The 25,120-nt window shown below is 42.8% G+C and carries 22 protein-coding genes and 2 riboswitches; of the genes, 3 read left to right on the top strand and 19 right to left on the bottom strand.

Features of this window, described 5'->3' with window-relative positions; all coding sequences use genetic code 11:
* Positions 1 to 59 precede the first annotated feature (59 nt).
* Positions 60 to 482 (top strand): DUF3992 domain-containing protein, encoded by a 423-nt coding sequence (locus ACUXV2_RS03925; RefSeq protein ID WP_446245764.1) that lies wholly within the window; start codon positions 60 to 62, stop codon positions 480 to 482.
* A gap of 154 nt (positions 483 to 636) precedes the next feature.
* Here the strand turns inward: ACUXV2_RS03925 and ACUXV2_RS03920 are convergent, their stop codons facing one another.
* The 5 genes from ACUXV2_RS03920 to ACUXV2_RS03900 all read right to left on the bottom strand — a co-directional run bounded on the left by ACUXV2_RS03920 (position 637) and on the right by ACUXV2_RS03900 (position 6,397).
* The gene (locus ACUXV2_RS03920; RefSeq protein WP_446245763.1) at positions 637 to 984 is read right to left on the bottom strand and encodes an S-Ena type endospore appendage; all 348 of its coding nucleotides are present in this window, start codon (positions 982 to 984) and stop codon (positions 637 to 639) included.
* Between the two features lie 243 nt (positions 985 to 1,227).
* Complete coding sequence (locus ACUXV2_RS03915; protein ID WP_446245762.1) at positions 1,228 to 2,211, bottom strand: bile acid:sodium symporter family protein; 984 nt, start codon at positions 2,209 to 2,211, stop codon at positions 1,228 to 1,230.
* Positions 2,208 to 3,605: an FAD-binding oxidoreductase gene (locus ACUXV2_RS03910; RefSeq protein ID WP_446245761.1), complete on the bottom strand. Its 1,398-nt coding sequence runs from the start codon at positions 3,603 to 3,605 to the stop codon at positions 2,208 to 2,210. Before ACUXV2_RS03910 ends, ACUXV2_RS03915 begins: the two co-directional genes overlap by 4 nt.
* Before the next feature lie 138 nt (positions 3,606 to 3,743).
* Positions 3,744 to 4,709, bottom strand: a complete 966-nt coding sequence (locus ACUXV2_RS03905; protein WP_446245760.1) for an alpha/beta hydrolase — start codon at positions 4,707 to 4,709, stop codon at positions 3,744 to 3,746.
* Positions 4,710 to 5,008: 299 nt separating this feature from the next.
* Positions 5,009 to 6,397 (bottom strand): bifunctional metallophosphatase/5'-nucleotidase, encoded by a 1,389-nt coding sequence (locus tag ACUXV2_RS03900; RefSeq protein ID WP_446245759.1) that lies wholly within the window; start codon positions 6,395 to 6,397, stop codon positions 5,009 to 5,011.
* Between the two features lie 254 nt (positions 6,398 to 6,651).
* A riboswitch (purine riboswitch) is annotated at positions 6,652 to 6,753 on the top strand.
* 189 nt (positions 6,754 to 6,942) lie between these two features.
* Here ACUXV2_RS03900 and ade point away from each other — a divergent pair.
* On the top strand, positions 6,943 to 8,685 hold the full coding sequence (gene ade / locus ACUXV2_RS03895; protein WP_446245758.1) for an adenine deaminase: 1,743 nt from the start codon (positions 6,943 to 6,945) through the stop codon (positions 8,683 to 8,685).
* A gap of 67 nt (positions 8,686 to 8,752) precedes the next feature.
* Here the strand turns inward: ade and ACUXV2_RS03890 are convergent, their stop codons facing one another.
* Positions 8,753 to 10,285: a flotillin family protein gene (locus ACUXV2_RS03890; RefSeq protein ID WP_446245757.1), complete on the bottom strand. Its 1,533-nt coding sequence runs from the start codon at positions 10,283 to 10,285 to the stop codon at positions 8,753 to 8,755.
* Between the two features lie 185 nt (positions 10,286 to 10,470).
* Positions 10,471 to 10,666: riboswitch (cobalamin riboswitch) on the top strand.
* 149 nt (positions 10,667 to 10,815) lie between these two features.
* On the opposite strand from ACUXV2_RS03890, the gene ACUXV2_RS03885 reads away from it, so the two are divergent.
* Entirely contained in the window at positions 10,816 to 11,289 is a 474-nt protein-coding gene (locus tag ACUXV2_RS03885) for an acyl-CoA thioesterase (RefSeq protein ID WP_446245756.1), read from the top strand.
* A 60-nt stretch (positions 11,290 to 11,349) separates the two neighbouring features.
* Here ACUXV2_RS03885 and ACUXV2_RS03880 read toward each other — a convergent pair whose 3' ends face one another.
* From ACUXV2_RS03880 to ACUXV2_RS03820, 13 genes are all read right to left on the bottom strand, one after another.
* Positions 11,350 to 12,711, bottom strand: a complete 1,362-nt coding sequence (locus tag ACUXV2_RS03880; RefSeq protein ID WP_446245755.1) for an SLC13 family permease — start codon at positions 12,709 to 12,711, stop codon at positions 11,350 to 11,352.
* Between the two features lie 79 nt (positions 12,712 to 12,790).
* Positions 12,791 to 14,305, bottom strand: coding sequence for an FAD-dependent tricarballylate dehydrogenase TcuA (tcuA, locus tag ACUXV2_RS03875; RefSeq protein WP_446245754.1), 1,515 nt, complete (start codon positions 14,303 to 14,305; stop codon positions 12,791 to 12,793).
* 19 nt (positions 14,306 to 14,324) lie between these two features.
* Positions 14,325 to 15,839, bottom strand: a complete 1,515-nt coding sequence (locus ACUXV2_RS03870) for a tripartite tricarboxylate transporter permease (RefSeq protein WP_446245753.1) — start codon at positions 15,837 to 15,839, stop codon at positions 14,325 to 14,327.
* Positions 15,840 to 15,851: 12 nt separating this feature from the next.
* Positions 15,852 to 16,298 (bottom strand): tripartite tricarboxylate transporter TctB family protein, encoded by a 447-nt coding sequence (locus tag ACUXV2_RS03865; protein WP_446245752.1) that lies wholly within the window; start codon positions 16,296 to 16,298, stop codon positions 15,852 to 15,854.
* 79 nt (positions 16,299 to 16,377) lie between these two features.
* On the bottom strand, positions 16,378 to 17,355 hold the full coding sequence (locus ACUXV2_RS03860; protein ID WP_446245751.1) for a tripartite tricarboxylate transporter substrate binding protein: 978 nt from the start codon (positions 17,353 to 17,355) through the stop codon (positions 16,378 to 16,380).
* A gap of 256 nt (positions 17,356 to 17,611) precedes the next feature.
* Positions 17,612 to 18,304 (bottom strand): response regulator, encoded by a 693-nt coding sequence (locus tag ACUXV2_RS03855; RefSeq protein WP_446245750.1) that lies wholly within the window; start codon positions 18,302 to 18,304, stop codon positions 17,612 to 17,614.
* On the bottom strand, positions 18,297 to 19,907 hold the full coding sequence (locus ACUXV2_RS03850; protein WP_446245749.1) for a sensor histidine kinase: 1,611 nt from the start codon (positions 19,905 to 19,907) through the stop codon (positions 18,297 to 18,299). The genes ACUXV2_RS03855 and ACUXV2_RS03850 overlap by 8 nt, the downstream gene beginning before the upstream one ends.
* A gap of 112 nt (positions 19,908 to 20,019) precedes the next feature.
* Complete coding sequence (locus ACUXV2_RS03845; protein WP_446245748.1) at positions 20,020 to 20,976, bottom strand: PDR/VanB family oxidoreductase; 957 nt, start codon at positions 20,974 to 20,976, stop codon at positions 20,020 to 20,022.
* A gap of 15 nt (positions 20,977 to 20,991) precedes the next feature.
* Entirely contained in the window at positions 20,992 to 21,447 is a 456-nt protein-coding gene (locus ACUXV2_RS03840; RefSeq protein WP_446245747.1) for a hypothetical protein, read from the bottom strand.
* A 3-nt stretch (positions 21,448 to 21,450) separates the two neighbouring features.
* Positions 21,451 to 22,401 (bottom strand): heme-dependent oxidative N-demethylase family protein, encoded by a 951-nt coding sequence (locus ACUXV2_RS03835; RefSeq protein WP_446245746.1) that lies wholly within the window; start codon positions 22,399 to 22,401, stop codon positions 21,451 to 21,453.
* A gap of 113 nt (positions 22,402 to 22,514) precedes the next feature.
* Positions 22,515 to 23,063, bottom strand: a complete 549-nt coding sequence (locus ACUXV2_RS03830) for a DUF3231 family protein (protein ID WP_446245745.1) — start codon at positions 23,061 to 23,063, stop codon at positions 22,515 to 22,517.
* Positions 23,064 to 23,181: 118 nt separating this feature from the next.
* On the bottom strand, positions 23,182 to 24,486 hold the full coding sequence (locus ACUXV2_RS03825; protein WP_446245744.1) for a DUF4179 domain-containing protein: 1,305 nt from the start codon (positions 24,484 to 24,486) through the stop codon (positions 23,182 to 23,184).
* Positions 24,479 to 25,006: a sigma-70 family RNA polymerase sigma factor gene (locus tag ACUXV2_RS03820; protein ID WP_446245743.1), complete on the bottom strand. Its 528-nt coding sequence runs from the start codon at positions 25,004 to 25,006 to the stop codon at positions 24,479 to 24,481. Before ACUXV2_RS03820 ends, ACUXV2_RS03825 begins: the two co-directional genes overlap by 8 nt.
* Positions 25,007 to 25,120: the final 114 nt, after the last annotated feature.

Genomic DNA, 25,120 nt, shown 5'->3' with positions numbered 1-25,120 from the left:
AATACGGAGAACCCCAAAGTGTACAAGCTCATAAAATATGAAAAAGGGGGTTTTTCAATATGGCCTTGAAATGCGGCTGTTGTCCTGATGAAAATGGGGGAAACGTGGTAAGACCCATATTAACTGATAAATTCTGCGGTTTTTTCGAATTGGTCTGTAATAATCAAGCGAATGACGATCGATTTGTGTGGAGGTCCCGTCAGATGGGCACACCTTTTCCAGTAGCAGGAACGGTAACTATTAGTTATGAAGGTGGATGTGCAAATATTCTAACTGTAAACCTTCGATTAAATGGTGATGCAGGAGCGATAGTTGGTACACTGACCATACCTGACCAGCCAGGAAGCAATCCCAATAGCCAATCCATCACCGTCCAGCGATTTGATACATTGGAAATCATTTGTGCCGGCGCAGGGGCAAATACGTGTGAAGGTGAGTATTGTTTAAACATCCATTACCCTTCGCCGTTTGACCTATCATAGAATCTACTAGAATCTTTAAAATGTTTGCAATGCATCTTTCTTCATTTCCCGTTTACATTACCCACAAAGCTCTATATTAACAGAAAAGACCAGATAGGATGAAATTAGATCCTATCTGGTCTTTTCCTTCTCTTAAATTCAGTAACTTAAAAGCTTAAGCAAGTACGCGCTTATAAAGTGTAATGCAGAACTTACCGTTAACTCCTGCGGGAGCAGTTATCGTAAAATCAGTTGGATTTAGTACAGTCCGGGCTATAGAAAATCCAGGAGGTACTGGTCCTACTGTAACTCCCCCTGGATTTACAGTTCCTGTAGCATCCCCAGGACTGCTTGCGGAGTTAAAAATCTCAAATGTACCTTCAAAAAAATCTCCTACAGGTGCCTGCCAAACACTTACATCAGTTTCACCATCCGTACCGCCATAAAAGTTCCCACAAATCTGCTCCTGAAAAATTTGACCCGAAGGACAGCACGCATCATTAAAACCTTTTGATCCACACATGAAAATCTCTCCTTTATGAATGAAGTGGCTTGGATAAGCCCTTTATTCTAGTAAATGGAGATCCTTCTATTATTGACACCTTTAAATGCGGAAAAAGTACGTAATTGGTGAAAACATCCAGTATTTTTCATAGTTTTGGTGCAGGGGTTCAGGTAGAACAAGGAGATTTTGAGAAGGAATACGTTCTGGATATTATCACTAGAACAAGGGTGATACCTGGATTGCCGGTACCACCTTTGTATATTATCTCACCGACGCATGAGGTTCATAGCCTCTTTCATCTCCTGCCCTTTCATTCTCTTTTACTTCTTTTTTACTCCAGTAAGTTGCTATGATCGGTCCTGAGATGTTGTGCCAGACGGCCGCTATGACACTTGGAAGTGCTGCCAGCGGACCGAAATGGGCGGTTGCAAGCGCCACTCCAAGACCCGAGTTTTGCATACCCACTTCAATTGAAATAGCTCGCCGTTTGCTTTCATCCAGCTTCATCATGACGCCTGTTCCATACCCGAGCGCCAAGCCAAAGATATTATGCAGAATCACGGCTGAAAATACCATAAGACCTGATGTAGCGATATTCTCCACGTTGGCAGAAACGACCGCAGATACAATAATGATAATCGCTGCTACTGAAATCAAAGGAATTATATTTAAACTTTTTTCCACGGTACCCGGGAACACCCTTCGAATCACTAACCCGAAAGCGATCGGTATGATGATCACCTGTAAGATTGACAGGAACATGGCATAGGGGTCAACCGGGAGCCACTGTCCGGCCAATGCCAATAAAATAAGAGGAGTGGCCAACGGTGCAAGCAGTGTAGATAGCGACGTCATCGCAACCGATAATGCCAGATTCCCTTTTGCTAGATAGACCATGACATTCGAAGCTGTCCCACCTGGAACGGACCCTAACAGGACCAAACCTGCTGCGAGCTCATTCGGAAGCCCCATCAAATACGCAATAGCGAATGCCCCTAGCGGCATGATGATGAATTGAGCAAGGACCCCTGTTATGACAGGAAGCGGTTTTTGAAGGACGAGCTTGAAATCAACCGGCTGGAGCGTCAGCCCCATTCCGAACATGACGACACCGAGAAGGATCGTGATGTAGCTGCCTAACGGCAAAAACGGAGCAGGAAGGAAGTAGGCGGTCGCTGCCACTAAAATGACCCAGATGGCAAAATACCTTCCTGCCAGATTGCTGATGGTTTCTAATAGTCTCATTCTACTTCCTCCTTCGTTGTATGGATTAATTTATTAGGATTCAAGAGTCCTGAGGGATCAAGGGCAGCCTTGATGTTCTTCATGACCTCGAGAGCTCCTCCATGTTCCCTTTGCTGATACTTCATTTTCCCTACTCCTACCCCGTGTTCTCCGGTACACGTTCCGTTTCTCTCAAGGGCATACTCTACTATCTGTTCATTAAAAGCCTCGGCTTTTCTTAATTCTTCAGGGTCATTTAGGTCGAGCATCACGAGGGCATGATAATTCCCATCGCCTACATGACCCAGGATTCCTCCCGTAAGATTCAGCTCATCAAGCTTTTCGCGGGCGTTTTTAATGGCCCCGGACAACTCAGATATGGGTACGCACACATCGGATACCATCATCTTTTTACCTGGGTTACCATGGACATATGCATATGCAAGATTATGACGGGCATCCCACAGCTTATTCCTGGCTGCCTGGTCTTCCTCGAAATGAACCTCTTCACATCCATGGTCTGACACGATTTCCTGCATGAATGCCACATCCTGCTTCAGCCCGGCTTCATTTCCGTGAAACTCGAGAAACAAGGTTGGCTTTTCTATGTAATCTGTATCGCTGAACAGGTTCACCTGCCTCATCGAAGCTTCATCGACAAGCTCCACCCTGGCAACGGGGATTCCTGCCTGCAGAATGGAAACAACCGCTTCAACAGCATCATCAATATGCGGGAAAGAGGCCCTTGCAGCCAGGATGTATTCAGGTATTCCATATACTCTCAATGTCAATTCAGTAAAGCACCCGAGCGTCCCTTCAGACCCTACAAATAAACTGTTCAAGTTATAGCCTGATGAAGATTTCTGGGCAAGGTTTCCTGTATGGATGATTTCGCCCGATGCAAGAACCACTTCCAAATCCCTCACCTGATCTCTCATGACGCCATATTTAACGGAGGTTGTCCCACTGGCGTTCGTGGCGGCCATACCGCCCAGGGTCGCATCTGCTCCGGGGTCCACTGAGAAAAATAATCCGTATTTCTTTAATTCTTTATTCAACTGGGAACGGGTCACTCCCGGCTGCACTCTGACCAGGAAATCCTTCTCCCTTATTTCAAGGATCCTGTTCATTTGGGAAAAATCAATACTGATTCCATTGCTATATGGAATCACGTGACCTTCAAGGCTGGTACCTAATCCAAATGGAATGATCGGAGTGTCATAAGACTTTGCCAATTGAACGATTTTGCTTACTTCCGCTGCACACTCAGGGTACACGACGATATCAGGAGAGAACGGGTGATGATAGGATTCATCCTTCCCATGCTGTTCGAGAACCGTTTCATTTGTTGTTACTTGATGACTTTTCAGCACTTCTTTCAATTCATGAAGCAGCTCTTTATCTTTTACTGTCATCCTTCTCTCCTCCTCCGGGAAAAATTGTATAATGTATGCAATTATACATAATAATCTGAATTTTTCAACAGAATTCAAGTTATTTTTACAAAATAAAAAAAGGGCAAGGAATCAAACTATTCCTTGCCCTTTTTTTACTTATTGTTTCATAGCTTCCTCTATGAATCCCATCAGCCTGCGTTTGTATTCTTCTTCCTCATCTAAAAAGCCTTGCGTATGGCCAACGTCCGGTATGATCCATAACTCTTTCATACCTGATGTATTTTCATATAACTGCTCTGCCATCTCAGATGGCACGAGTTCGTCCTTATCACCGTGGATGATAAAGAGCGGCAGATTGTTTTTCTTTTTCTTGACCTGTTCGAGCGCTGAAGCTTCCTCAAATGAAAATCCAGCCCTTATTTCAGTGACCAGGCTCGTGATATCCATCAGCGGGAAAGAAGGCAGATTGTAAAGGTATTTCAATTGATGAGCCAATTCTTCTTCAACTGAGGTATATCCGCTGTCTGCTATGATTCCTTTCACTTCTCCCGGAAGGTCTTCTCCACTTGCCATCAGGACGGTAGATGCACCCATTGAAAAACCATGCAGAAAGATGAACTTTTCATTCTTTTCTTCTATTACATAATCAATCCATTTCCTCAGATCCTGGCGATCATGCCATCCATAGCCGATATACTCGCCTCCGCTCTTTCCATGCCCTCTGGCGTCAGGCTTTAATATGTCGTATCCCTTTTCATAATAAAATTTTGTCACTTCCGGCAATTGCTCGTTATTTCCTTTATAGCCGTGAGCCAATATCACCGTTTTGCCAATCGGAGCCTCGTTTTTCAGATAACGTGCACTCAGGGTCAAACCATCATCACTTTGAATTTCCACTTCTTCGAAATCCTGTTTCTCTGTCCAGCTTCTCAGCTCCTGCAATCTTTTCTGTTCTTCTTCCAGGGCACTGACCGCTTCAACCGCTTCCTCCGAGCCATAAAGCTTAATTGCTTCATCATTGCGGTTAATGGCCACGTCGTACACATAATTCGCAGCACCGACGAGTACGATCATTGTTATGATGAGCAGCCAACCTATCGTTAAGCTGATGCGTTTAATCATATGGATTACTCCTCCACTACTAAACTTGTATTCTTTAAAATGATACCCCGGAGTTTTTTACTAGAAACCTGTAATATTGAGGAAACTGACTCATAAAATTGAAAAGCGCCCAGGAACTCTGAGCGCTTTTCATAAACACATTATCTTTTCTCTAATTCTTTTACTCTCTTTTCAAGTTTGCCTGCAATCGACAAGGCACTGATCGCTACACCAAGGGAACCAACGGCAATGGAAAAAGCGAATATCATACCAGTTTCCACGCGACATCTCTCCTTTCCTAAATCGGTGTGTATCTTACTTTACATTGTCACATCGACCTTCTCTCTCCACCTGTTAACGCCAGCATTAATAAGGAAATCGCTTCTTTCACCATAGATCCTGATTACATCCTTGATTTCTTCTGCCAGATATTTCTCATTGCTATTGTTGGCCAGGGATGGATACCCGGAACCGCGCTGCAGATAGTCAGAAGAAGCGACTGTATACCAGTTTTCTTCATCCAGAGGCTCGCCTCCTATTAAAACTTTATGGACTCTCTTACCATCATGAACGATTTCTGCACCCGACACGTGCAGGCGCCCTACGAATCTTCCCCTGAATCCCGGTCCCCTTCCATCATTCATGCATACACCGGCATCCATCGATTGCTCAAGCGCTATCCGTAAATCCTTTCCTAGTATCTCGAATGAAGTCGGATTCAATGGGGAAGGACAAACTTCAATCAATTTTTTATTCGATACATATCCGAAGATCCCCGCATTCGCAATCCCGCTGTTCATCAGACCAATATCGCATTTCAGCATATCCCTTACTCCATCGGCGATTAAGTTGGTCAAAGGGTTTTCCTCTAACACATCATGCCAAAGTGGTTTTTCGATTGTGTACAGCGGCTTGCTCAGTACTTCTATCGCTTTTTCTTTATTTCTATTTAAAATGGCCAAGACTCCTTCGTCCCTTTGAGCATCTTTTGTGGCTGCATTCTCAGAAGTCAGTAGTGTCACACAGCCGTCAGTCACTTCTACTTCAATCATCCCGACATATTCCCCATAGCACCCGGCACTGTTCATAATCGTATTGTTCACGACTTTGGCCCGTGGATAGACTATATGGTCATGGGCAGATAAAATGATATCAACATCTTCTAATTCCTCCACGAGAATTTCATCCACAAACGTTCCGAGGTGATTGAGAAGGATGCATATGTCAAACTTCCCTTCATGACTTACGATTTCTTTTTCTATTGCTTCTTTATAATCCGTCATATGTACACCAAGGCCATCACTGAAATCCTGCATATCGGGAGATGCACCCGTAATGAGGATGCGTATACCCTTTTTCTCAATAATGATGCTTGAACAAACTCCATTGATCTTGGTTCTGTCCCTTTTAAGGAGATTATTGCTGATGAATGGTACAGGGCTGTTGGATGCCATGTGCTCAAGGGTATCGACCCCGTTAAACATTTCATTGTTTCCGATCGTCAAGGCGTCATATCCGGCATATTCCAAAAGTTCAATTGCAGCCATACCCCTTGTGCCCTGCAGTTCTATGCTTTTGAAATCTGCTAAATCCCCTCCATCGAGGACAAGTGTTTCCCCGTCTTTATTTTCGTTGATGATTGATACAGCTTGCGAGAATGCTTCAAAGTGACTGTGCAAGTCATTTGTATGGATTATTTTCAGTCTCATGATTTCCCCCAACGTCTTTTTTTCAGAAAACTCTATACTTTAATAGTAAATGAATTACTGGCAGTGTAAAGGATTTTTTTGGAAAAACTTTAGTTTACAGGGGCTGCCTAATTTGTTTACCTACACCTCCTCATCATCAGTTTCATAGCTGCTTCATTCAGCAAAATAGTTTTTAGCCTGAAAGGGTTTTTTCTTTATAAATCAGCATTGACAGCTTTGAACCGGTGCGTATAGAATGTTATCTAATATTTAAATACTAAATGCATGTTTGCACTCGTATAATCTTGGAAATATGGTCCATAAGTTTCTACCAAACTGCCGTAAATGGTTTGACTACGAGAGGAAAAAGAGCTTCTTTATGCCCTTTTCACAATGATTATTCCTCTTTTATGTCAAACCCTTGGTCTATCAAGGGTTTTTATTTTTGTTGGGATGTGCGGGGGAATTTGCGGAAAGCGAATTTCGCACACGGAATGACAGTGGTGTTTAACACGATAATAAAAATAAACATCAAATAGTAGAAGATTTGAAGGGGGAATAATCATATGAAACTCGAAAAACAATCCTTAAAGAAACGAATTGCTGCTGCGAATCACGAAGTACCAGCGGACATCGTGATAAAAAACGGGAAGATCATCGATGTATTTAATGGGGAAATCATCGAAGGTGACCTTGCCATATCAGAAGGAGTCATTGTCGGGATTGGAGAATTCGAAGGGAATCAAATCATCGATGCCCGGAATCGTTATATTTGTCCCTCCTTCATCGATGGCCACGTTCATATCGAGTCATCAATGGTGACCCCTGCAGAGTTCTGTAAAGTGGTTGTACCCCATGGAGTGACGACAGTCATTACAGACCCGCATGAAATTGCAAATGTGTCCGGCAAGAAAGGGATTGAATTTATGATTGAAAATTCAAAGGATATCCCGTTGGATGTTTTTTTCATGCTCCCATCCAGCGTCCCTGCTACTCCCTTTGAAAATTCAGGGGCAGAGCTGACCGCCAGCGACCTTGATTCTTTTTATTCCCATAAACGGGTATTGGGACTGGCAGAAGTGATGGATTTCCCTTCGCTTCAAAACGGAAAGGATTCCATTCTCGATAAGATTGTTGCGGCTTCTGAGAAAAAGGGGAAAATTGACGGACACTTGGCTGGTTTGGGCCCGGATGCAGTCAACATTTATAAATCTGCTGGAATTACGACAGATCATGAATGCCATACCCCTTCAGAAGCAAAAGAACGCCTGAAACGCGGAATGTATCTTTTGATCAGGGAAGGTTCAGCTGCCAAAGACTTAACGTCACTCATATCGGTCGTTACGGAGAGAAATGCCCGGCGGTGTTTATTCTGTACAGATGATAAGCACCTCGATGATTTAATCGGGGAAGGCAGCATTGATTACAATGTACGCCTGGCCATCCAGGAAGGTCTCGATCCCCTTATCGCAATCGGAATGGCGACGATCAATGCTGCTGAATGCTTTGGTTTGTCAAATAAAGGTGCCATCGCTCCCGGATATGACGCTGACTTTCTGCTTTTGGATGACCTGGACTCCATTGAAATATCGGAAGTCTATAAAAACGGGAATCTGGTGGCAAAGGCTGGAACATATGTAGGAGAGGACATCCACGCACCTGGACCGGATTCTTCACTGACCAACACAGTAAACATCCCCCCCATTTCAAAAGGGGATCTCGTGATTCCGGTTAATCATTCAGATAAAGCCTGTATTATTGAAATTATACCGAATCAGCTCCGTACGATAAAATCAGTTGAAACCATTGAGGTGAATGATGGCTCCTTTTCCCCGTCGGTTACAAAAGACCAACTTAAGATATGTGTAGTCGAAAGGCACAAACACACCGGTAATATCGGAAAAGGGATCGTGAAAGGATTCGGGATCAAGGAAGGCGCAATCGCTACTACGGTGGCTCACGACTCTCATAATATCGTCGCTGTCGGGACCTCTGATGGGGATATCTTAAAAGCGATACAATCTTTAAACGAAATAAACGGAGGGCTGGTTGTGGTTCAAAATGGGAAAGTGATCACTTCGCTTTCACTACCCATCGCCGGATTACTATCCAATCATGATTCGAGTACCGTTTACAACGGACTCATGAAGTTAAAATCCGCCTTATCGGAAGTAGGTTTTACAGGGACATTCAATCCTTTCCTTACCTTGTCGTTTCTGACTTTACCTGTAATTCCTTCATTAAAAATCACTGATCTTGGATTGTTTGATGTGGAGAGCTTCCGACATATTTCAGTTGAAGCAGAATAGTAATTTATAGATGAAAGCCCGGTGCTCCGTTAATTAACAGGGCACCGGGCTTGTTATTTACGATATTTTACTTTTCATTATCCTCACTGGTCTTTACTTTCGCTCCACCATTTGAACCTTCATGATCGCTGTCTAGAGCAGGCGCAGCCTCCTTTTCTGCCGTTGATTCAGAAATCGCCGGCTGTAAAGGTGCCTCTGGTCGTCTATTTGCATATGACCGCAATAATTCACCTACATCGATGCCGGTCATTTCCTTCAATGGTTCCTGCATATCCAGCATGGTCCTTGTAATGCTCTTACCAAATGACGGGACACCCTGCCCATTACCGGAATCAATGATTTTCACAGAATCGATATTGTTTAACGGCTGTGCAATCTTTTCTGCAAAAACAGGCAGCATTTCGATCAGCTTTTCAGTAATGATGACATCACCGTGTTTTTCCATTGCTTCAGCCAGAAGTTTACGTGCTTCCGCTTCTGCCTTACCGCGCTCTCTGATGACATCCGCTTCAGCAGATCCTTCTTCCCTGCGGATCTTCGCTTTTGCTTCTCCGTCTATTTCTGCTTTGCGCGCTTCGGCTTCCGCTTTACGAGTCGTTTCATAGTATTCAGCATCTGCCTTCGTTTGACGCACTTTCGATTCTTCCGCTTCGAGTTTAACCGCTCGCTCGCGCTCTAAGAACTGCAGCGTCAATTCTTCTTCTTTTACTTCCTTCGCAAGCTTCGCTTTTTCAAGTTCATACGATTGCTCGGATTTCGCGCGGGCACGCTCTGTTTCTTCTTTGAATGCCGCATCCTTGATGTCCTTTTCCTTTTTGGATTCAGCGATGGAAATTTGACGCTTATACTCTTCTTCCTTCGCTTCCTGGTCCGTCTGCGCGCGGTGAATACGCGTTTCACGTTCAGTGTTTGCCTCGGCAATTTCAGCCTGCTTGCGGACCTCCGCGATACGCGGGCGTCCCAGGTTCTTTAAGTATCCATTTTCTTCATCGGCATCACGTATGTCAGTCAATCCGAGAGAAGTGATTTTGAAGCCCATCAAATCAAGCTGTTTCTGGGCGATTTCAGATACGTCCGCGTTAAACTTCTCCCTGTTGCTGTTGATATCCTCAACGGTCATTTTGGATAAAATGGCACGCAGATTACTTCCTAAAACCTCAATGATTTCATCTTCAATCTCTTTCTGATCTTTTCCAAGGAACTGCTCCGCATAGTTAGCAATCCCGTTTAATGTATCGGCCACTTTGACCATCGCTACCGCATCGGCAACGATCGGCACCCCTCCGTTTGTATAGACACGCGGAGTCGACAGCTTCAATTGGAAAGACGTAAGATTGACAGGTGTGCTGGTCTGGAATCGTCTCAGACGGTATCCTCCACCCCTGATGATCTTCATGGAACGTCCTTCCTGATCGGTAAAGATATTCGTTTCTTTCTCTGGATCCCCGAGTTTCGGACCCGTGATGATCAAGGCCTGATTGGACTTTGCCGTGCGGTAACGGAATCGCATCCAGAAATAATACCCGATTCCCGCAATTGCCGCTACGATCAATACAGGAATAAGGATCATAATGACACCAATGACAGTTAAAGAACCCATTCTTACATACCCCCTATTATTTTTTTGCAGTAATATTTTTTCTGCTATTAAACTGGTTATATGACTATCTACGGGAGAGGATCTGTAAAGGTTTCATAAAATTGGTAAAAAAGTCAGCAGGTTCTCTTTTTTCTGACAAAATGAATGTTAATGACGTCGAATATGGTAGAATAAAAGCGTTCACAATTTCATTATTGCTCATTGGTGAAGAGGATGTCAGTAGACCCTCTTCTTAAAAGGGAAGCTGGTGAGAATCCAGCGCGGTCCCGCCACTGTAAGGCTGAGATTTCTTATGAAGCCCACTGTTTCGTCTTCGGAACGGGAAGGGATAAGAAGTTGACGAAGCTGAGCCAGGAGACCTGCCAATCGGGAAGAACACAGAGTTCCTACGGGAGATAGGAGGGTGTTGCGCTTTATGGAACGACAAACGAGATTTCAATGGATCCCAATCGTTCGATTGGAATAGCTGCATCTTCTTTCAAAAAGGAGATGCATTTTTAATTTTAAGACTTATGGGGAGATGAAAAAAGATGGAGCAAGCTTATCCAGTTGAACGTTCACGCACGATCCAAACAAAATTGGTGCTGCCGCCGGACACGAACCACATGCAAACGATCTTTGGAGGAAAGGTATTGGCTTTCATTGATGAAATTGCGGCACTGTCAGCCATGAAGCATTCCAGTTCCGTGGTGGTCACCGCTTCGATCGATTCGGTTGATTTCCTTTCTTCTGCAACTGTTGGAGACGCGCTGAGCCTCGAAGCGATTGTGACTTCTACAGGAAGGACTTCAATGGAGGTTTATGTAAAAGTGTACTCTACCAATCTATTGACTGGTATCAAGACGTTGACGACAGAATCATTCCTTACCATGGTTGCGGTAGATGAAGACGGGAAGCCAAAGCCTGTACCGAAAGTGATTCCTGAAACGGAGGAGGAAAAAAGGTTATTTAACACTGCGGTTCTGCGGAAGGAGCATAGAAAGAATCGGGCTTTGATTAAATAGGGATGGGGTATGAACAGATATCTGTTCATACCTTCTTTAACATCTTGATTGGTATCAGCCTTACCAATAAAGAAATACAGAGCATAAGATGACGGTTATCCATGCAATGGATGCAACCAGCCCTACTCGTAGCAGGTCCTTATCTGTAAAATAGCCATATGAGAAGCTAATCAAGTGTACAGGTGACTGGGTAACAAGGAAAAATCCAGGTACGCATGCAAGAAATACCGGCATTGCAATATGCATAGGTGATAAATCCGGAATCGTATGTCCAATCGTCACACTTAGGGGGAGCATGATTGTCAAAAAACCTAAGATATTCACGAATACGACTCGAATGACACTCGTGCATATAATTAAGACAAGTATGACAACCCAAGGTGGATGACCCGAAAGGATACCATTTAATCCAGCTGCCATCCAATCAATCGTATCTGTTCTAATTAACATCCCTGATACCATCAATGTAGAAGCGAAAAAGAGCATCAAATCCCAATCTATTGACTTTCTAGCTTCATCCCAATCCCATACCCCCACAAAAGGGAACACGGTAAAGCAAGCACCCATTAGGCCGACTTGAGGAATTGAGTACCCATGTACAGGCTGTGCAATCCATAAAATCAAGGTTCCCGCGATTATACACATAATTTTCTTTTCATTGATGCTCACTGGCCCCAACTCATCAATCTTCCCCTCAATTAACGTTAATAACAGCTTACGGTCTATTTTTTCTGGAGGAAAAACAATTAAAAATATTCCCCATAGGATCACAATAAACAGAAAAACAGGAATCCCAAATAGTTCAAACCACTTTAAGTAGTTCAGAGTGGGAGAAACTTCACTCATGATCCCGAAAGCATAAATAGTAGAACTGGCTCCAGTGGCAACAAAGGCACCTGAAATCGCAGCTAGATAGGCAACTCCTATGAACAGGGATTTGCCTAAATAACCGACATCCCCTATTTTTCTTAAACTTTTCATCAAACTATCCAGAACAGAGGACAATAAGCTCCCTTTCCCTACATTAGATGGGATAAGGACAGACAATACAACCATGAGTAAAAAAGAGATGAAAATCAATGCCTTCCCGGAACCCCTGGAGAGTTTTAACATATAGAGGGAAACCCTGCCCGCAAGACCTGTATTAATAAATGCCGTTGAGATAATAAACGTTGAAAACAAGAGCCAAACGATACCCGAACTAAAATAACTCAATGTTTGTTCGTAACTGAAAAAGTGAAATGAAAGAAGTAAAATCAGCAAAAGTGAGCTGAAGGCAAGCGGAAAGACTTTGCCAATCCATAATACCTGTATGATGATGAGGGCAGCGATTGCCTTCCATTTTTCATCCCAATCAAAAAGAGGTGAAAAAAACAAACCATATAAAAAGATTGAAATAACCAGTAAGAGTTGTTTTTTCATTTCCATTACTCCCATTCACCACTCAAAGGAAAAAGTCACCGAAAAACAGGTGACTTTCTTTCTTTTCAACCAATCAAGTTCAATTAATGATCTTTGAGTCCTGCTTATTGCTAAGTGCATAACGAGCAGCAGCGGAACCTGCCAATTTTCCATACACGGCACCTGACATCAATCCTGAGCCGCCAGGATAATTATGATAAAAGATTCCGCCAACCATTTCTCCTGCAGCGAAAAGCCCGGACAGTGGTTTATTATCTCTATTCAGAACTTCTCCGAATGAATTAACACGCAACCCGCCAAATGAAAACGTAATACCGCAAGTTACCGGGAATGCATAGAACGGTCCTTCTTCAATCTTTAATGCCCAGTTCGTCTTTTCTGGTGTTATACCAACGGTCTTCTTTCCATCTTTCTCAGTTGGATTGTATTCTCCATCTTGTACTGCCGCATTATAATCTTCGATTGTTTGAAGAAATTGCTTTTTATTTACTGACAACTGATTAACCAGTTCCTCCAAAGTCCCGCCTTTATAATAGGTCGCTTCTTCCAGATCATATTCCTTTCTTAGCAGTGGACGTACTTGGGAATCATAAATTTGATAAGCAACATGACCGGGCTGTTTCAGAATTTCCCGTCCGTACTTAGCGTACGTATAATTCCGGAAGTCTGCACCTTCATCTACAAACCGTTTTCCTTCATTATTCAACATGATACTAAGGGGATAGGAATGTTTCTTAAAGATATCTCCCGGCTTATTGAAGTCACCAACTTTTGGTGCATGATAATCCGTTCCGATTGAATGGCACCCGGAATATTCACCAAACTTCTCTGCTCCAACAGCTGCTGCCATTGAAATTCCATCACCTGTATTATATTCTGTGCCGCGAACGATTGCCGCTTCCCATTCTTTACCGATATATTCATTTCGAAGCTTTTTATTTGCTTCAAAACTCCCGCAAGCCAAAACAACCCCGGTTGATTCCACTGTCATCCTATTTTCACCCTGCTGGACGACGACACCGCTTATTTTTTCACCTTTTTTTAATAGCTCAACTGCAGCGGTCTCATACCAGATATCGATCCCCAGCTCCTCTGCACGGGAAAAAAGCTGCTTCATTAAACCAATACCTTTATTTTCGGTCTTAATCGGCAGTCCTCCCCAGAATTGTCGTTTGCCATCCTTTTCATAGGACTGATTATCATAGTTAAGTTCAAATTTCACTCCATGCCCTTTCATCCAGAGCAGCGTCTCAAACGAACGATCAACCAGCTGTTTTGCCAGGTCAGGCTGACTTTCTCCTTTCGTAACGCGCATGATATCTTGATAATAATCATCTTCATTGTACTCCGGCATGACGATAGCTTCGGCTTCCTCATCCGAGAGATCGGTTACAACTTTACGGATATCATCTAAATGATGATAGGCCACCCTGATCGCCCCATCCGTAAAGAATGAATTTCCGCCTCTTTTATGCTTGGGACCTTTTTCAAGAACCAACACTTCCGCTCCTTCTTCGCGGGCTGAAATGGCTGCACATAAAGCTGCGTTACCTGCCCCAACTACAACTAAATCAAATGATTTTTGGTTTGGCATCTATTTGTCCTCCTATTCATTACATATCTTTTGATATCGGGTTAACAGGATCTCTTCCCCTTTTTTTAAGGACCTTAATAAGCAATGGATAAAAGAGGGATAAAAGAGTTAATACAGTTAATCCAATTGCAATCGGTGTATCAAAGAAGATACCCAGACTTCCATTCGATGAGAGTACTGCCATCCTAAAGTTCTGCTCCATATCAGCTCCGACAATCAATGCCAGTACAAGCGGAGCGATAGGAAAGTCCATCACCTTCAGGAATAAACCGAATACTCCGAAAATTAATAACAGAAAGAAGTCCACTGCACTGTAACTGAGTGTGTAGGTTCCGATAAAAGCAAGAATCACAATAACCGGATATAAAACTTTCGCAGGAGTATCAAGAATCTTAACTAATAGACCAACTAGTAAGATATTAATTATAACTAACGCGATATTTCCAATGAACATACTGTTGATCAATGTCCACACAGTATTCGGGTCATTTTCAAATAATAAAGGACCTGGCTTCATACCAAGCATGACAAGGGCTCCGAGCATGACAGCTGTAGTCCCGGACCCGGGGATGCCCATTGTTAATAACGGGATCATGGCACCTACTGAAGCAGCATTATTTGCAGACTCCGGAGCCGCCAGCCCCTCCACTGCACCCTTGCCGAATTCCTCTGGCTTTTTGGAGATTTGCTTTTCTGTCGAATAACTGATCATAGAAGCAATCGATCCCCCGGCACCTGGAAGGACTCCAACCACGAATCCCAGCGGGCCGCTTCTCAGAATCGGCCATAATGACCGTCTCCACTGCGCTTTTGTAAACCAGATCTTACCGACTTTCTTTTTCTCTTTTTTCACTTGATCAATCGTCAAATAGTTGTAAAGTACTTCCCCCACTGCGTATACACCGATAATGACGATTAGGAAATCGATTCCTTCACTTAAATGAGAACTTCCGAAAGTGAAACGATAGACTCCGCTTTGAGTGTCAATACCAACGGTACTGAGCATCAACCCCAGAAACATGGCGATAAAGCCTTTGACCATTTTACCCACCGATAGAGCAACAATGGCTGAGAGAGTCAACAGCATTAATAAAAAGTATTCAGCAGGACCAAACTTCAATGCAAAACTAGCCAGCGGTTCGGCAAGGAAGATAAACCCGATTACAGCCATCATCCCGCCGATGAACGATGCGACTGCCGAGATGGCCATGGCCTGGCCTGCCTGACCTTTCTGGGCCATTGGATATCCATCAAATGTAGCCGCTATCGCCGATCCATCACCCGGGGTATTCAATAGAATCGAGCTCCTCGACCCACCGTACATCGCACCATAATAGATGGCTGCCATTAAAATGATTGCACTGACGGGCTCCATCCCAAATGTAATCGGGATTAATACGGCTACCGCAGTTGCCGGACCCAATCCAGGCAGCATTCCGACTATCGTTCCAAGAAATCCCCCGATTACAACCCACATAATATTAATAGGTTCTAAAGCAGTCGTTAATCCTTGCATAAAGTTGCTTAAATCCATTTTACTCACCTCCTAAGGAAGACTGACTCCTAATAAAACGCTGAATGCATACCATGATAGAAAGGAAAAACATATTGCTACAGCCAGATTCACAAAAACTTTCCTTCCATTTACCGTGAATAATAACGCTGTCAAGAATAGAATCGTAGAAAATAAGAACCCTATCCGTTCAAATATGAAAGCGTAGATACCTCCATATAAAACTGTCAGTCCAATCAATCTAGGTGTTCTGTCTTTAAGTAACAACTTAATTTCCTCATTATGGACATGTAAACTTCTCCACTCCTGATAGAAATAGAAGATGCTGAATATCAGCATAAACACACTTAAACCAATTGGAAAATAAAGCGGACCATTTGGGTTCCCAAGATTTGCCTTGGGTAAATTCATGGAACCTACTAAAAAAGAGAAGCTTAATAGGATTAAAAAGATCGGCATTCCCAGTTTGATTGCTCTCATTCACTTCAGCCTCCTTTCTAACATAAGGCGGGAGAAGACTAAGCCAGCCTTCCTCCCGACCTTCCAATCCTGTATTAGTTTAATTCGTTAACCCTGAGCTATTCACAAGTTCTGTATATAGTTCCTCTTGTTCCTTCATGAATTCCTTTGTTTCTTTACTGTCCTTGTAAAAGTCATCCCAATCATTGTTTTCAAGCATTTTCTTCCATTCATCTGTTTTCACCATTTCTCCGATTTTTTCATCCCAATATGCAACTTCTTCTTCCGTCATATCAGGAGGTCCCATGATGCCTCTCCAATGTGGGAATACCATGTCGACACCTTCTTCAGTCCAAGTAGGGACATCATCAAGTCCTTCCAATCGTTTATCAGAAGAAACCGCTAATATCTTCAGTTTCCCTGCTAAATGCTGCTCTTTCACTTCAGATAGAGAAGTTGTGACAGCATCTACATGCCCTCCAAGCAGAGCAGTCACTACATCTCCTCCGCCTTCATATACTAAAAAGTCCAGTTTAGTAGGATCAATTCCCTTCTCACTTGCAGCTTGTACTAATGATAGATGGTCATCGTTTCCGAGTCCTGGACCAACCCCGATTTTGATTGATTTTGGATCTTTTTTCATCTGCTCCAATAAATCTGATGCAGATTCATACTTTGAATCAACCGGGACTGCCAGCGCCTGCCATTCTGTTGCCAACGTAGCAATCGGCGTGAATTGTTCATGAGACAGATCACTTTGTCCCAGTAATTTATTCGTTAGTACTAAACTTGAGTTGATTGCCAGATAATGAGCGTCTTTTGTTTCGAGATATTTCCATCCCGCTTCGCCACCGCCGCCCGGTTTGTTAATTACATTGATGTTTTTATCTACAATGTCATTGTCACGTAAAACCTTTTGTACCGAACGAGCTGTTAAATCCCATCCTCCTCCTGGAGAGGCTGGAGCAATGATTTCAATATTCTTTGACGGAAACTCCTTCCCTCCTGAAGCAGAGCTTGAGCAGGCAGTCATCAAAACCATTACACAGATAATCATTAATAATCCATACTTTTTCATATTTTCCTGCACCCCTTTTTGTTGTTTGTACTCACCCGAATCATCCCCATGTCAAAAAGGTGAAATACGTTAATTTAATCCTAGTTGCCGAACGTCTTTATGTAAACGTTTTCAAAATATTGTGTTTTAAAAAATTTATGGGTATTTTGTTCATTTTGTTCACAACAAATCTACTTTACGGTCTCCTCTTTTAAACTAATAAGGTCTGCCACATATGATTAAAGGAAATTGCCTTTAACCTGTGCCAGACCTGCTATCAAACTATCTTCTCATTACTCAATCGATATCTTCTTTCAGGGCGGCCGACAATCCCATAAACGTGTTCTACTGAGGCATCCTTTGTTCCCACCAAATATTCGAGATATCTGCGAGCGGTCGTCCTGGATGCCCCCATCTTTTCGCCGACTCTTTCTGAGGTTATTCCTTCTTTCTCTTTTTGCAAAATGTCAGTCACTTTATGAAGAGTTAAATAATCTATTCCTGGGGGAAGATCATTTCTTTTTTCAGCTTCCTTTGATTTTTCCCCACCAAAGAATTGATCCAGTATTTGCTGGTTTACCTCGCCAGCAGAATCAAGCGTTACTTTTTTTTGAATATATGCATTCATTGCCTCTTGAAATTTCTCCAACGTAACCGGTTTAATTAAGTACTGTTCGACTCCATACCGAAGTGCCTTTTCTAAAAATGACTTATCTTTTGCAGCTGTAATCATCATAATGTCAACAAAAGGAAAGTCGGCCCTGATTCTATGCAATAATTCAGTCCCCAATTGGTCAGGCATATACACATCAAGCAAAAGCAAATCTACACTTTTTCCATGCAGAATTTCCAATGTTTCTTTAGCATTCATCGCTTTACCAACCAATTCCATCCTGTGGTTTTTCGCCAAAAATTCTTCATGTATTTGTGCAACTCGAAAGTCATCTTCCGCTATTACAACTTTAATCATATCTATCCCCCTTTTGTTCGTTTGATTTCGGTAAGATTACGGTGAAAACTGTCCCCTCTTCTTTTTGGGAATTCCATTCGATTGATCCCCCAAGTAAGGATAGTTCTTCTTTTACATTTGCAAGTCCGTATCCACGTTGATCGCCTTTAGTAGAAATTCCTTTTTGCAGTATCAGTTGGTCATCAACTCCTGATATCCCTCTTCCGCTGTCCGCTATTTCAAAAATGATATCGTTCCCAATATCGGTCACAAAAAAAGAAACGAACTTGACCTTTTGATCGATTACCGCTTCGAATGCATTATCGATCAAATTTCCAAGTATGATGATAAGAGGTGAAAACCCTATGAAATCAGGAAGTGGAGCAAGCGAACTTTCACCATCTATCTGAAAATCTATTTTCTTTTCCGATGCTTTCGCGATTTTCCCTAATAGAATGGCTTGAACCTTCTCATCTAAAATGCTTTGAAAAAAGATGGTAGATTGGTATTCTTGCAGATCAGATTCTTCCTTGATGAATGTAATCGCCTCTTCATGTTTACCCAATTGGATCAACCCAAGAAGAACATATAGTTTGTTTTTAAATTCATGTGTCTGAGCCCTTAAGTCTTGCGAATACTGTTGGACTTCCGAAAGGGCATCAACCATTTTTTTTATTTCTGTCCTGTCTCTGAAACTGAAAACCGTACCTACCTTCACTTTATTTTCCAAAAGAGGCTGCGCATTTACAATCATCATCTTTTCCTTATATTGAAGCTCAATGTTAGAGAATTCAAGAGAAGTATTGAGCATATCTGACATTGCCTGAGAGGAAATAACCTCAGTCACCATTTTTCCTTCAACGGCTTCCTGAGTATCCAGCAATTCCCGGGCAGATTGATTCATCATGGTAATGATTCCTTGTTGATCGATTGCCAAAATCCCTTCTCTGACAGATTGAAGAACCGCATTTCTTTCTCTGAACAGGGCACTTATCTGATAAGGTTCCAAGCCAAATGTATCCTTACGTATACTTCTCGCTAAAAAAAGGCTCCCGAAAACACCCAGGATCAGGACAATACCGGAAAGGGCAAGCATCGTACGGATTTCGTACGCAATCTTATTACGAATGGTCTCCATATCAAATTCCACTGTTACGGTACCTTCCACTTTTTTAAAATTATCGTAGCGGATCATGACAGGTACGATCCCTTTTAATACCTCATCCTTCCCTTTCCCAGAATGAATAAGGTCATTACTTCCATACACAAGCGCACGGTAACGGTCCTTACTATCATCACCACCGCTTCCTTGTCCTACAAAACTGACAATCTGTCCATCCCTGTTTTCAATTAGGATAGCAGATGCGTCAACCTGATCGCGAATTTGTTCCGTAACCGCACTTAAGTTTTCTACTGGCTCCTTTTCCCGAAATGAATCCTGGATGACTGGCATATAAGAAAGTGTCTTGGCGGTTTGCATTGCCAAGTTTTCCGCTTGCTCAACGTCCTCCTGGGATTCTCTATATGCAAACATCCAAGTAAGCAGCCCTATTACGATCAGTAAAAGTGAAATGACCAGTCCCAGTATTTTAATTTGGAGTGGTACCTCTAGAAGTTTCTTCATCCTAATACTCCTAATATACTGAATTTTCTATTTTATAAATATATCATATTATGGGAAGATAAATCCGCACTCATTTTATCTACCAAAAATCTACCAAAAATTATGTATTCATTTATTCTATATCAAGTATTAACCCCTTAGATCCAGCCCTGGACACACACGGAAGAATTGATCCATGTCTTTTCCTCTCTTCATCACTTAAAAACGAATCATAATGGTCAACCTTACCTCGAAGTACTTTCACCTCACACGTACCGCATCGACCAATCCGGCAAGAATATGGCGCTTTGATCCCCTCTTCAAGAAGGGCATCCAGCATAGTTTGACCTTTACCAACAGAAATGATCTTGCCTGAGGTAAGTTCCACATTAAAAGGATGGGATTCCTTTATCTCCGGTGCAGCAAAACGCTCAACATGAATACTCGAAGAGGGGTATCCATATTCCGTTGCCTCATCCCTGAAATGATCGATAAACTGCTGAGGCCCGCAGAAATAGACATGCGTACCGATGGGGTGCTGAAGCAGGCTTGTTTTATTGAGCCTTCTTCTTTCCTCAGAGAAATAAAATGAACATTGATATGGGTAGTTCTCTTTTAGATAGGAGTAAAAAGCACATGACTCTCTTGTTTTTGTAGCGTAGTGGAGTTCAAAGCTCGATCCTTTTTTTTCGAGTTCCTTCATCATGGAGAGAAACGGGGTGATACCGATACCGCCTGCATAAAAAACATGGTGCTTGGCTTTGAAGCTCAGGGGAAAGTAATTTCGGGGATGACTGATCCATAAGGTGTCGCCTGCCTTTATTTGATTATGCCAGTAGGTTGATCCCCCTTTGGACTTTTCATTCAACCGGATGGCAATACGGTACTCATGATTTTCACCATGATTCGTCAACGAATAGGATCTGGCGATGACTTCCTTCCCCGTTTCGATATAGGTGGTAATATGAGACCCGCTACTGAAAAAAGGTAAAACCGCCCCTTCTTCCGGAGCGAGTGCAAACACTTTTACACCTGTGCTTTCTTGTTTGATCGATGCAACTGAAACGGGTATCCTATTGAGACTTTTCATTTTCCTTCAACCCTTTCATATCTTCGCAGCATAACCCAGATACGCATTCCGTAGCGAGGAATAGTGATCAGAAATGGTAAGCATTAACTGGCAATGTGAACAATGTATCGAATGAGCGGAAACCGGAACCGGTGTCAAACCATGGCACCTGCAGCAAAAAATGCTCACGATTCTCTCTCCGTGTCCTATGTACTGGGCTTCTTCCTCTGTAAAGCCGATATCTTCTGCCAATACCTTTAGTTCCCGTAACCGGTTCCAAGATACTGATACATATAGATAACTTCCCATCTTTTGACGGCTCAGCCATGAAGCTAATTCCGCAGAATCGACTTCACACATTTCAAACGGAACATTATATTGGCTCACTTTTTCAATGAGGGGCTGCATCTTTTTCAGTCCTTGTTTATCGCCGCAGAATAAATACTTCCTTCTTCCGGGCATAAATGTGAAGTGATGATTTTCATCCAACATGGTTCACCCACTTTCTATCATTCTAGCCTTCAAGTAATGCAGGACCGGTTCTTTAAAAAATTCGATCCCCTTGTACTCAGAGATGGACTCAGGCAGTTCCCCGAGTATCTGATAAAACTGATGTAGCCATTCAGGATTCGAGGCGAATGCTTCAAGCGGCAGCAAGTGAGTATGAATGGTAAAAAGAATCCCATTCGATCCCGGCATTCTGAAAAGTTTTTGGACTTCGACTCTGAAGTGAACAAATTCCCCTGCATTGTCTTTTGTGACCTTTCTTCTATCGACACCCCATTGATCAAAGGTCTCGAGTGAAGTATCCAAACGGTTCCCCGCCATCAGTGACCAGTTTCTGCGTACCCACGGGTCCCCAGCTTCCATCCTCAGCAAAAAGGTAAGGATCCGCTCATCCAGTCCTTCCTCTTTGAAACCCGGGATCGGTCTATGAATTTCTTTAAACGTCATACCTGCATTAAATGCAAGCGACCAATTTGCAGGAAAACACAGCTGACCTGCGTCCAGATAAAGGTTACCGTCCCTTTGCATCATGAAGATCAGATCTTCCTGGACGTGCCTCCCGATAAAATCCAGCGGCTGATAAGGAAGGCTGGATTCGCCCCCAAATATGAAGGTGTGAGTATCGTTCAGAATATTGTTATGAAACGTCCAGTTCCGATTGTTTTTCTCAATAGAAAAATGCTGTGGATAGTATGTGACCAAATGATCGATGACCGTGCTTAGAACCTCCCACTGAGATTGAAGAGTATGGGGAAGGGATTGAAAACAGCGATCTGGATGGTTGGCGAGGAGTGTTCGTTTCAGACCCATTTCTTCTTTATACGTAGAAGTCACTTCAATGCAATTCGGTGTAGGTAATGGAATGGAGTTGTTGGAATAGCGGTAAACTGGATCTTTGAATGGATATGGAAAGTCTCTCATAGCTGAAGCTTTCTTCATACGATCATCCTTTTTCCGAAAATTCTTTCTTTTTATTTTATAGGAAAATGGTTCGTATTTGAAGGGGAATGCTAATAAAAAACCTTTCCCTTTATAAGAGAAAGGCATTCAGATTATTTAGCCGGGGCACCCGGGGGGATGTATGCAGGGGGCACTTTCAGCCAGCCGCGTTCTTTCATTTTTGTTTTCAATTCCATTCCCAATACAGACTTCTCCGATTGGAATCGGATCCACATCAAGCCGATATCATTCCGGACACTTTGGCTATTATTGGTCGCGCACATGACGATGTTTGTTGCAATCTTCGCTGAAATCAGATTGGCAATCTCGGAGTCTGTTGCTTTTACCCCGAGAGGAACACTATTTGGATCAGACACCGGTTTCTTTTCAGAAGTATCCGACAGGGGGATTCCTTCTTTCAGCATAAACTCTTCGATTGTCTGCATTTGATGAAGAGCGAGTTTTTTTGTATCATTCAAGAGTTCAACCAGGTCTTTATCCGTCGTTGTATTCAACGCTGCTTCAAGGATTGGTATTTCTTCGGCAATGGCTGTGTAATAGATCCAGCAGCCCATGGCTTCACCGACATGCGGACGAGGTTTGGGTTCGTCATCAAAACGTGTTTTCAAATAATCGAACAATGCTTCCAGTGTATTAGGCACAGGAGTTCACCTCATCGAAATCATTATTATGGATTAGGATATCCTGTATACGGGAAATTACTCATCATATTAAAAGGCAGAAAAGGCATATACATCGTTGAGGCATAGGCCTTTTACGTTATTGTAGAGGGATTTTGACATTTCCTTTTATCCAGGATGGATAGTCCTGGAGTTCGAGTGTGATCGGGGAAAGTCTTTCATTCTTGGAGTAAGGAAATCCGAATTCATCTTCTCCCGTCTTCACGAATCTTTGCAGATCATGTTTAGTTCCGTTAGCGTCCACGTAGGAATTAAAAGCATTCATATGATTGGCCTGTTCATAATCTTTATCCCAAGCGAACATCAGTAAGTCATCTTGAAATTTTACAGAAGCCAACCGCTCATCAGGAGCCTCAATGATCTTTTCTTCTACAGGATCGACAACCACTTCTAATCGATCCTTATCAAGCGCCCTGATGGAATTGAAAGCGAGATATAATTGTTCCGGATTCTCAAAGTAATTGCTTTGAAGATAATACGTGATCTTATCGAAATCACCAGTGGACACTGTACCGTTTGCAATTTTGGACCATGTATCTCCGTTCTCATCCACTAGTCTCAAGTCCTCGATATTGAATATCCTCATCGAATTCGACGATGGGAACTCGAACGAAACCGCTGTTCGAGTAGGAGCCACTCTTACTTGACCTACATGTATTTTCTGCCCCTCTATAATAAACGTCTTGTCTACATGAACGGTTTTTGTCTTCCCGACCCTACCTGGGTCAATCGTAAAAGGAATCCGCCATTCCCCGCTTATCTCATCTGTCCCATCTTTCAAGTGAAGGACGAACTCATAGTTTCGTTCTTTCAGGGGTTTTTCGAGCCCGATGGTTGAGGAAAACAACTCTTCTTTATCGTTTAAGTTTTCACCTCCATAAGATAAAGTAGTGAAAGGTATCGAATTCCCTTCTTTCGTTTGAATATCTATTTTGGAAGAATGTACTTCCTCCAATGTACGGCCTTTTGAATCAAAGGAATAAAACAACACAAGCTGTTCTTCATCCAAGATAAACGAGTCTAGTGTGACGGTAATTCCCCTATGTTCATCCGATCCCCCCGCCTTCTGAAGGTAATCGTTCTCGATCGTTGATAATAATCCTTTGTCCATTCTTACCAGCTCTACAATCTTATCCATACCTGGCATGCCGCTCACTAATCGCGCAAAGTCATTTGACATGCGAAGCGACCCAGCAAACACTCCAAGGATCAACACCACAGCTGCAGACGCAGCCCAAGCACGGGCAGCCTGATTCTTCCTCGAGGCACGCTTTCCTTTTTCTATGCCCGAAAGGATCGCTTCATCCAATCGATGGTGCGGCATTGACTGTTCCTCCAGCTTCTGTTTCTCTTCCGACAGCTTTTTTTCTTCGTGTTCATACATGGAAGTCACCCTCCTTATCATTCAACTGGCTGCGGAGCAGACCCAGCCCTTTGTGCAGCCATGTTTTCACAGTACCTTCTGGACATTCAAGGATTTCGGCAATTTCACTGATTTTTAGATCATGGAGATATTTGAGCATGATCACGTTCCTGTACGGCTGATTCAAAGATTGGATCGCTTCATCCGTTTCAAGAGAGGAACGCTTTGGCGGAGCTTCCATTGAGTGAAGGAGCTGATCGTTATAAATGACACGTTTCTTTTTCTTGCTTTCATCGTGGCAATAATTCAACAGGATCCGAATCAGCCATGTGGTGAAGTATTCATTCTTCCTCAGTTTCTTGATTCCTTTATAAGCCCGGTATGTTGTTTCCTGAATCGCCTCGATGGCGTCATCTTCGTTTTTTAAATATGAAATGGCCATTCGATAAAGCTGTTCTTTATGTGACAGGATTAATTGATACAACGCATCCTCATCACCCTTTTTTGCTTTCTTGACCATGGTGAGATCCAGCTCACTCATCAGGAATCCCCCCTTCCCTCTACTGATTAGACATCCCAGTGCCGAAAAAGTTTTGGTGAATTTGTATTTTTATCAAATATACAAAAAATGGGCTTCCACCTCACTTGATAATGA

It is taken from the genome of Rossellomorea sp. NS-SX7 (genome assembly GCF_052828565.1).
The sequence above is the reverse complement of the archived record's forward strand: the minus strand, read 5'-3'. Positions and strand labels throughout refer to the sequence as shown.

Bases quoted from the DNA above. Each gene is read 5' to 3' on its own strand.
- ACUXV2_RS03925 (WP_446245764.1), top strand. From the start codon at position 60: ATGGCCTTGAAATGCGGCTGTTGTCCTGATGAAAATGGGGGAAACGTG.
- ACUXV2_RS03920 (WP_446245763.1), bottom strand. From the start codon at position 984: ATGTGTGGATCAAAAGGTTTTAATGATGCGTGCTGTCCTTCGGGTCAA.
- ACUXV2_RS03915 (WP_446245762.1), bottom strand. From the start codon at position 2,211: ATGAGACTATTAGAAACCATCAGCAATCTGGCAGGAAGGTATTTTGCC.
- ACUXV2_RS03910 (WP_446245761.1), bottom strand. From the start codon at position 3,605: ATGACAGTAAAAGATAAAGAGCTGCTTCATGAATTGAAAGAAGTGCTG.
- ACUXV2_RS03905 (WP_446245760.1), bottom strand. From the start codon at position 4,709: ATGATTAAACGCATCAGCTTAACGATAGGTTGGCTGCTCATCATAACA.
- ACUXV2_RS03900 (WP_446245759.1), bottom strand. From the start codon at position 6,397: ATGAGACTGAAAATAATCCATACAAATGACTTGCACAGTCACTTTGAA.
- ade (WP_446245758.1), top strand. From the start codon at position 6,943: ATGAAACTCGAAAAACAATCCTTAAAGAAACGAATTGCTGCTGCGAAT.
- ACUXV2_RS03890 (WP_446245757.1), bottom strand. From the start codon at position 10,285: ATGGGTTCTTTAACTGTCATTGGTGTCATTATGATCCTTATTCCTGTA.
- ACUXV2_RS03885 (WP_446245756.1), top strand. From the start codon at position 10,816: ATGGAGCAAGCTTATCCAGTTGAACGTTCACGCACGATCCAAACAAAA.
- ACUXV2_RS03880 (WP_446245755.1), bottom strand. From the start codon at position 12,711: ATGAAAAAACAACTCTTACTGGTTATTTCAATCTTTTTATATGGTTTG.
- tcuA (WP_446245754.1), bottom strand. From the start codon at position 14,305: ATGCCAAACCAAAAATCATTTGATTTAGTTGTAGTTGGGGCAGGTAAC.
- ACUXV2_RS03870 (WP_446245753.1), bottom strand. From the start codon at position 15,839: ATGGATTTAAGCAACTTTATGCAAGGATTAACGACTGCTTTAGAACCT.
- ACUXV2_RS03865 (WP_446245752.1), bottom strand. From the start codon at position 16,298: ATGAGAGCAATCAAACTGGGAATGCCGATCTTTTTAATCCTATTAAGC.
- ACUXV2_RS03860 (WP_446245751.1), bottom strand. From the start codon at position 17,355: ATGAAAAAGTATGGATTATTAATGATTATCTGTGTAATGGTTTTGATG.
- ACUXV2_RS03855 (WP_446245750.1), bottom strand. From the start codon at position 18,304: ATGATTAAAGTTGTAATAGCGGAAGATGACTTTCGAGTTGCACAAATA.
- ACUXV2_RS03850 (WP_446245749.1), bottom strand. From the start codon at position 19,907: ATGAAGAAACTTCTAGAGGTACCACTCCAAATTAAAATACTGGGACTG.
- ACUXV2_RS03845 (WP_446245748.1), bottom strand. From the start codon at position 20,976: ATGAAAAGTCTCAATAGGATACCCGTTTCAGTTGCATCGATCAAACAA.
- ACUXV2_RS03840 (WP_446245747.1), bottom strand. From the start codon at position 21,447: ATGTTGGATGAAAATCATCACTTCACATTTATGCCCGGAAGAAGGAAG.
- ACUXV2_RS03835 (WP_446245746.1), bottom strand. From the start codon at position 22,401: ATGAAGAAAGCTTCAGCTATGAGAGACTTTCCATATCCATTCAAAGAT.
- ACUXV2_RS03825 (WP_446245744.1), bottom strand. From the start codon at position 24,486: ATGTATGAACACGAAGAAAAAAAGCTGTCGGAAGAGAAACAGAAGCTG.
- ACUXV2_RS03820 (WP_446245743.1), bottom strand. From the start codon at position 25,006: ATGAGTGAGCTGGATCTCACCATGGTCAAGAAAGCAAAAAAGGGTGAT.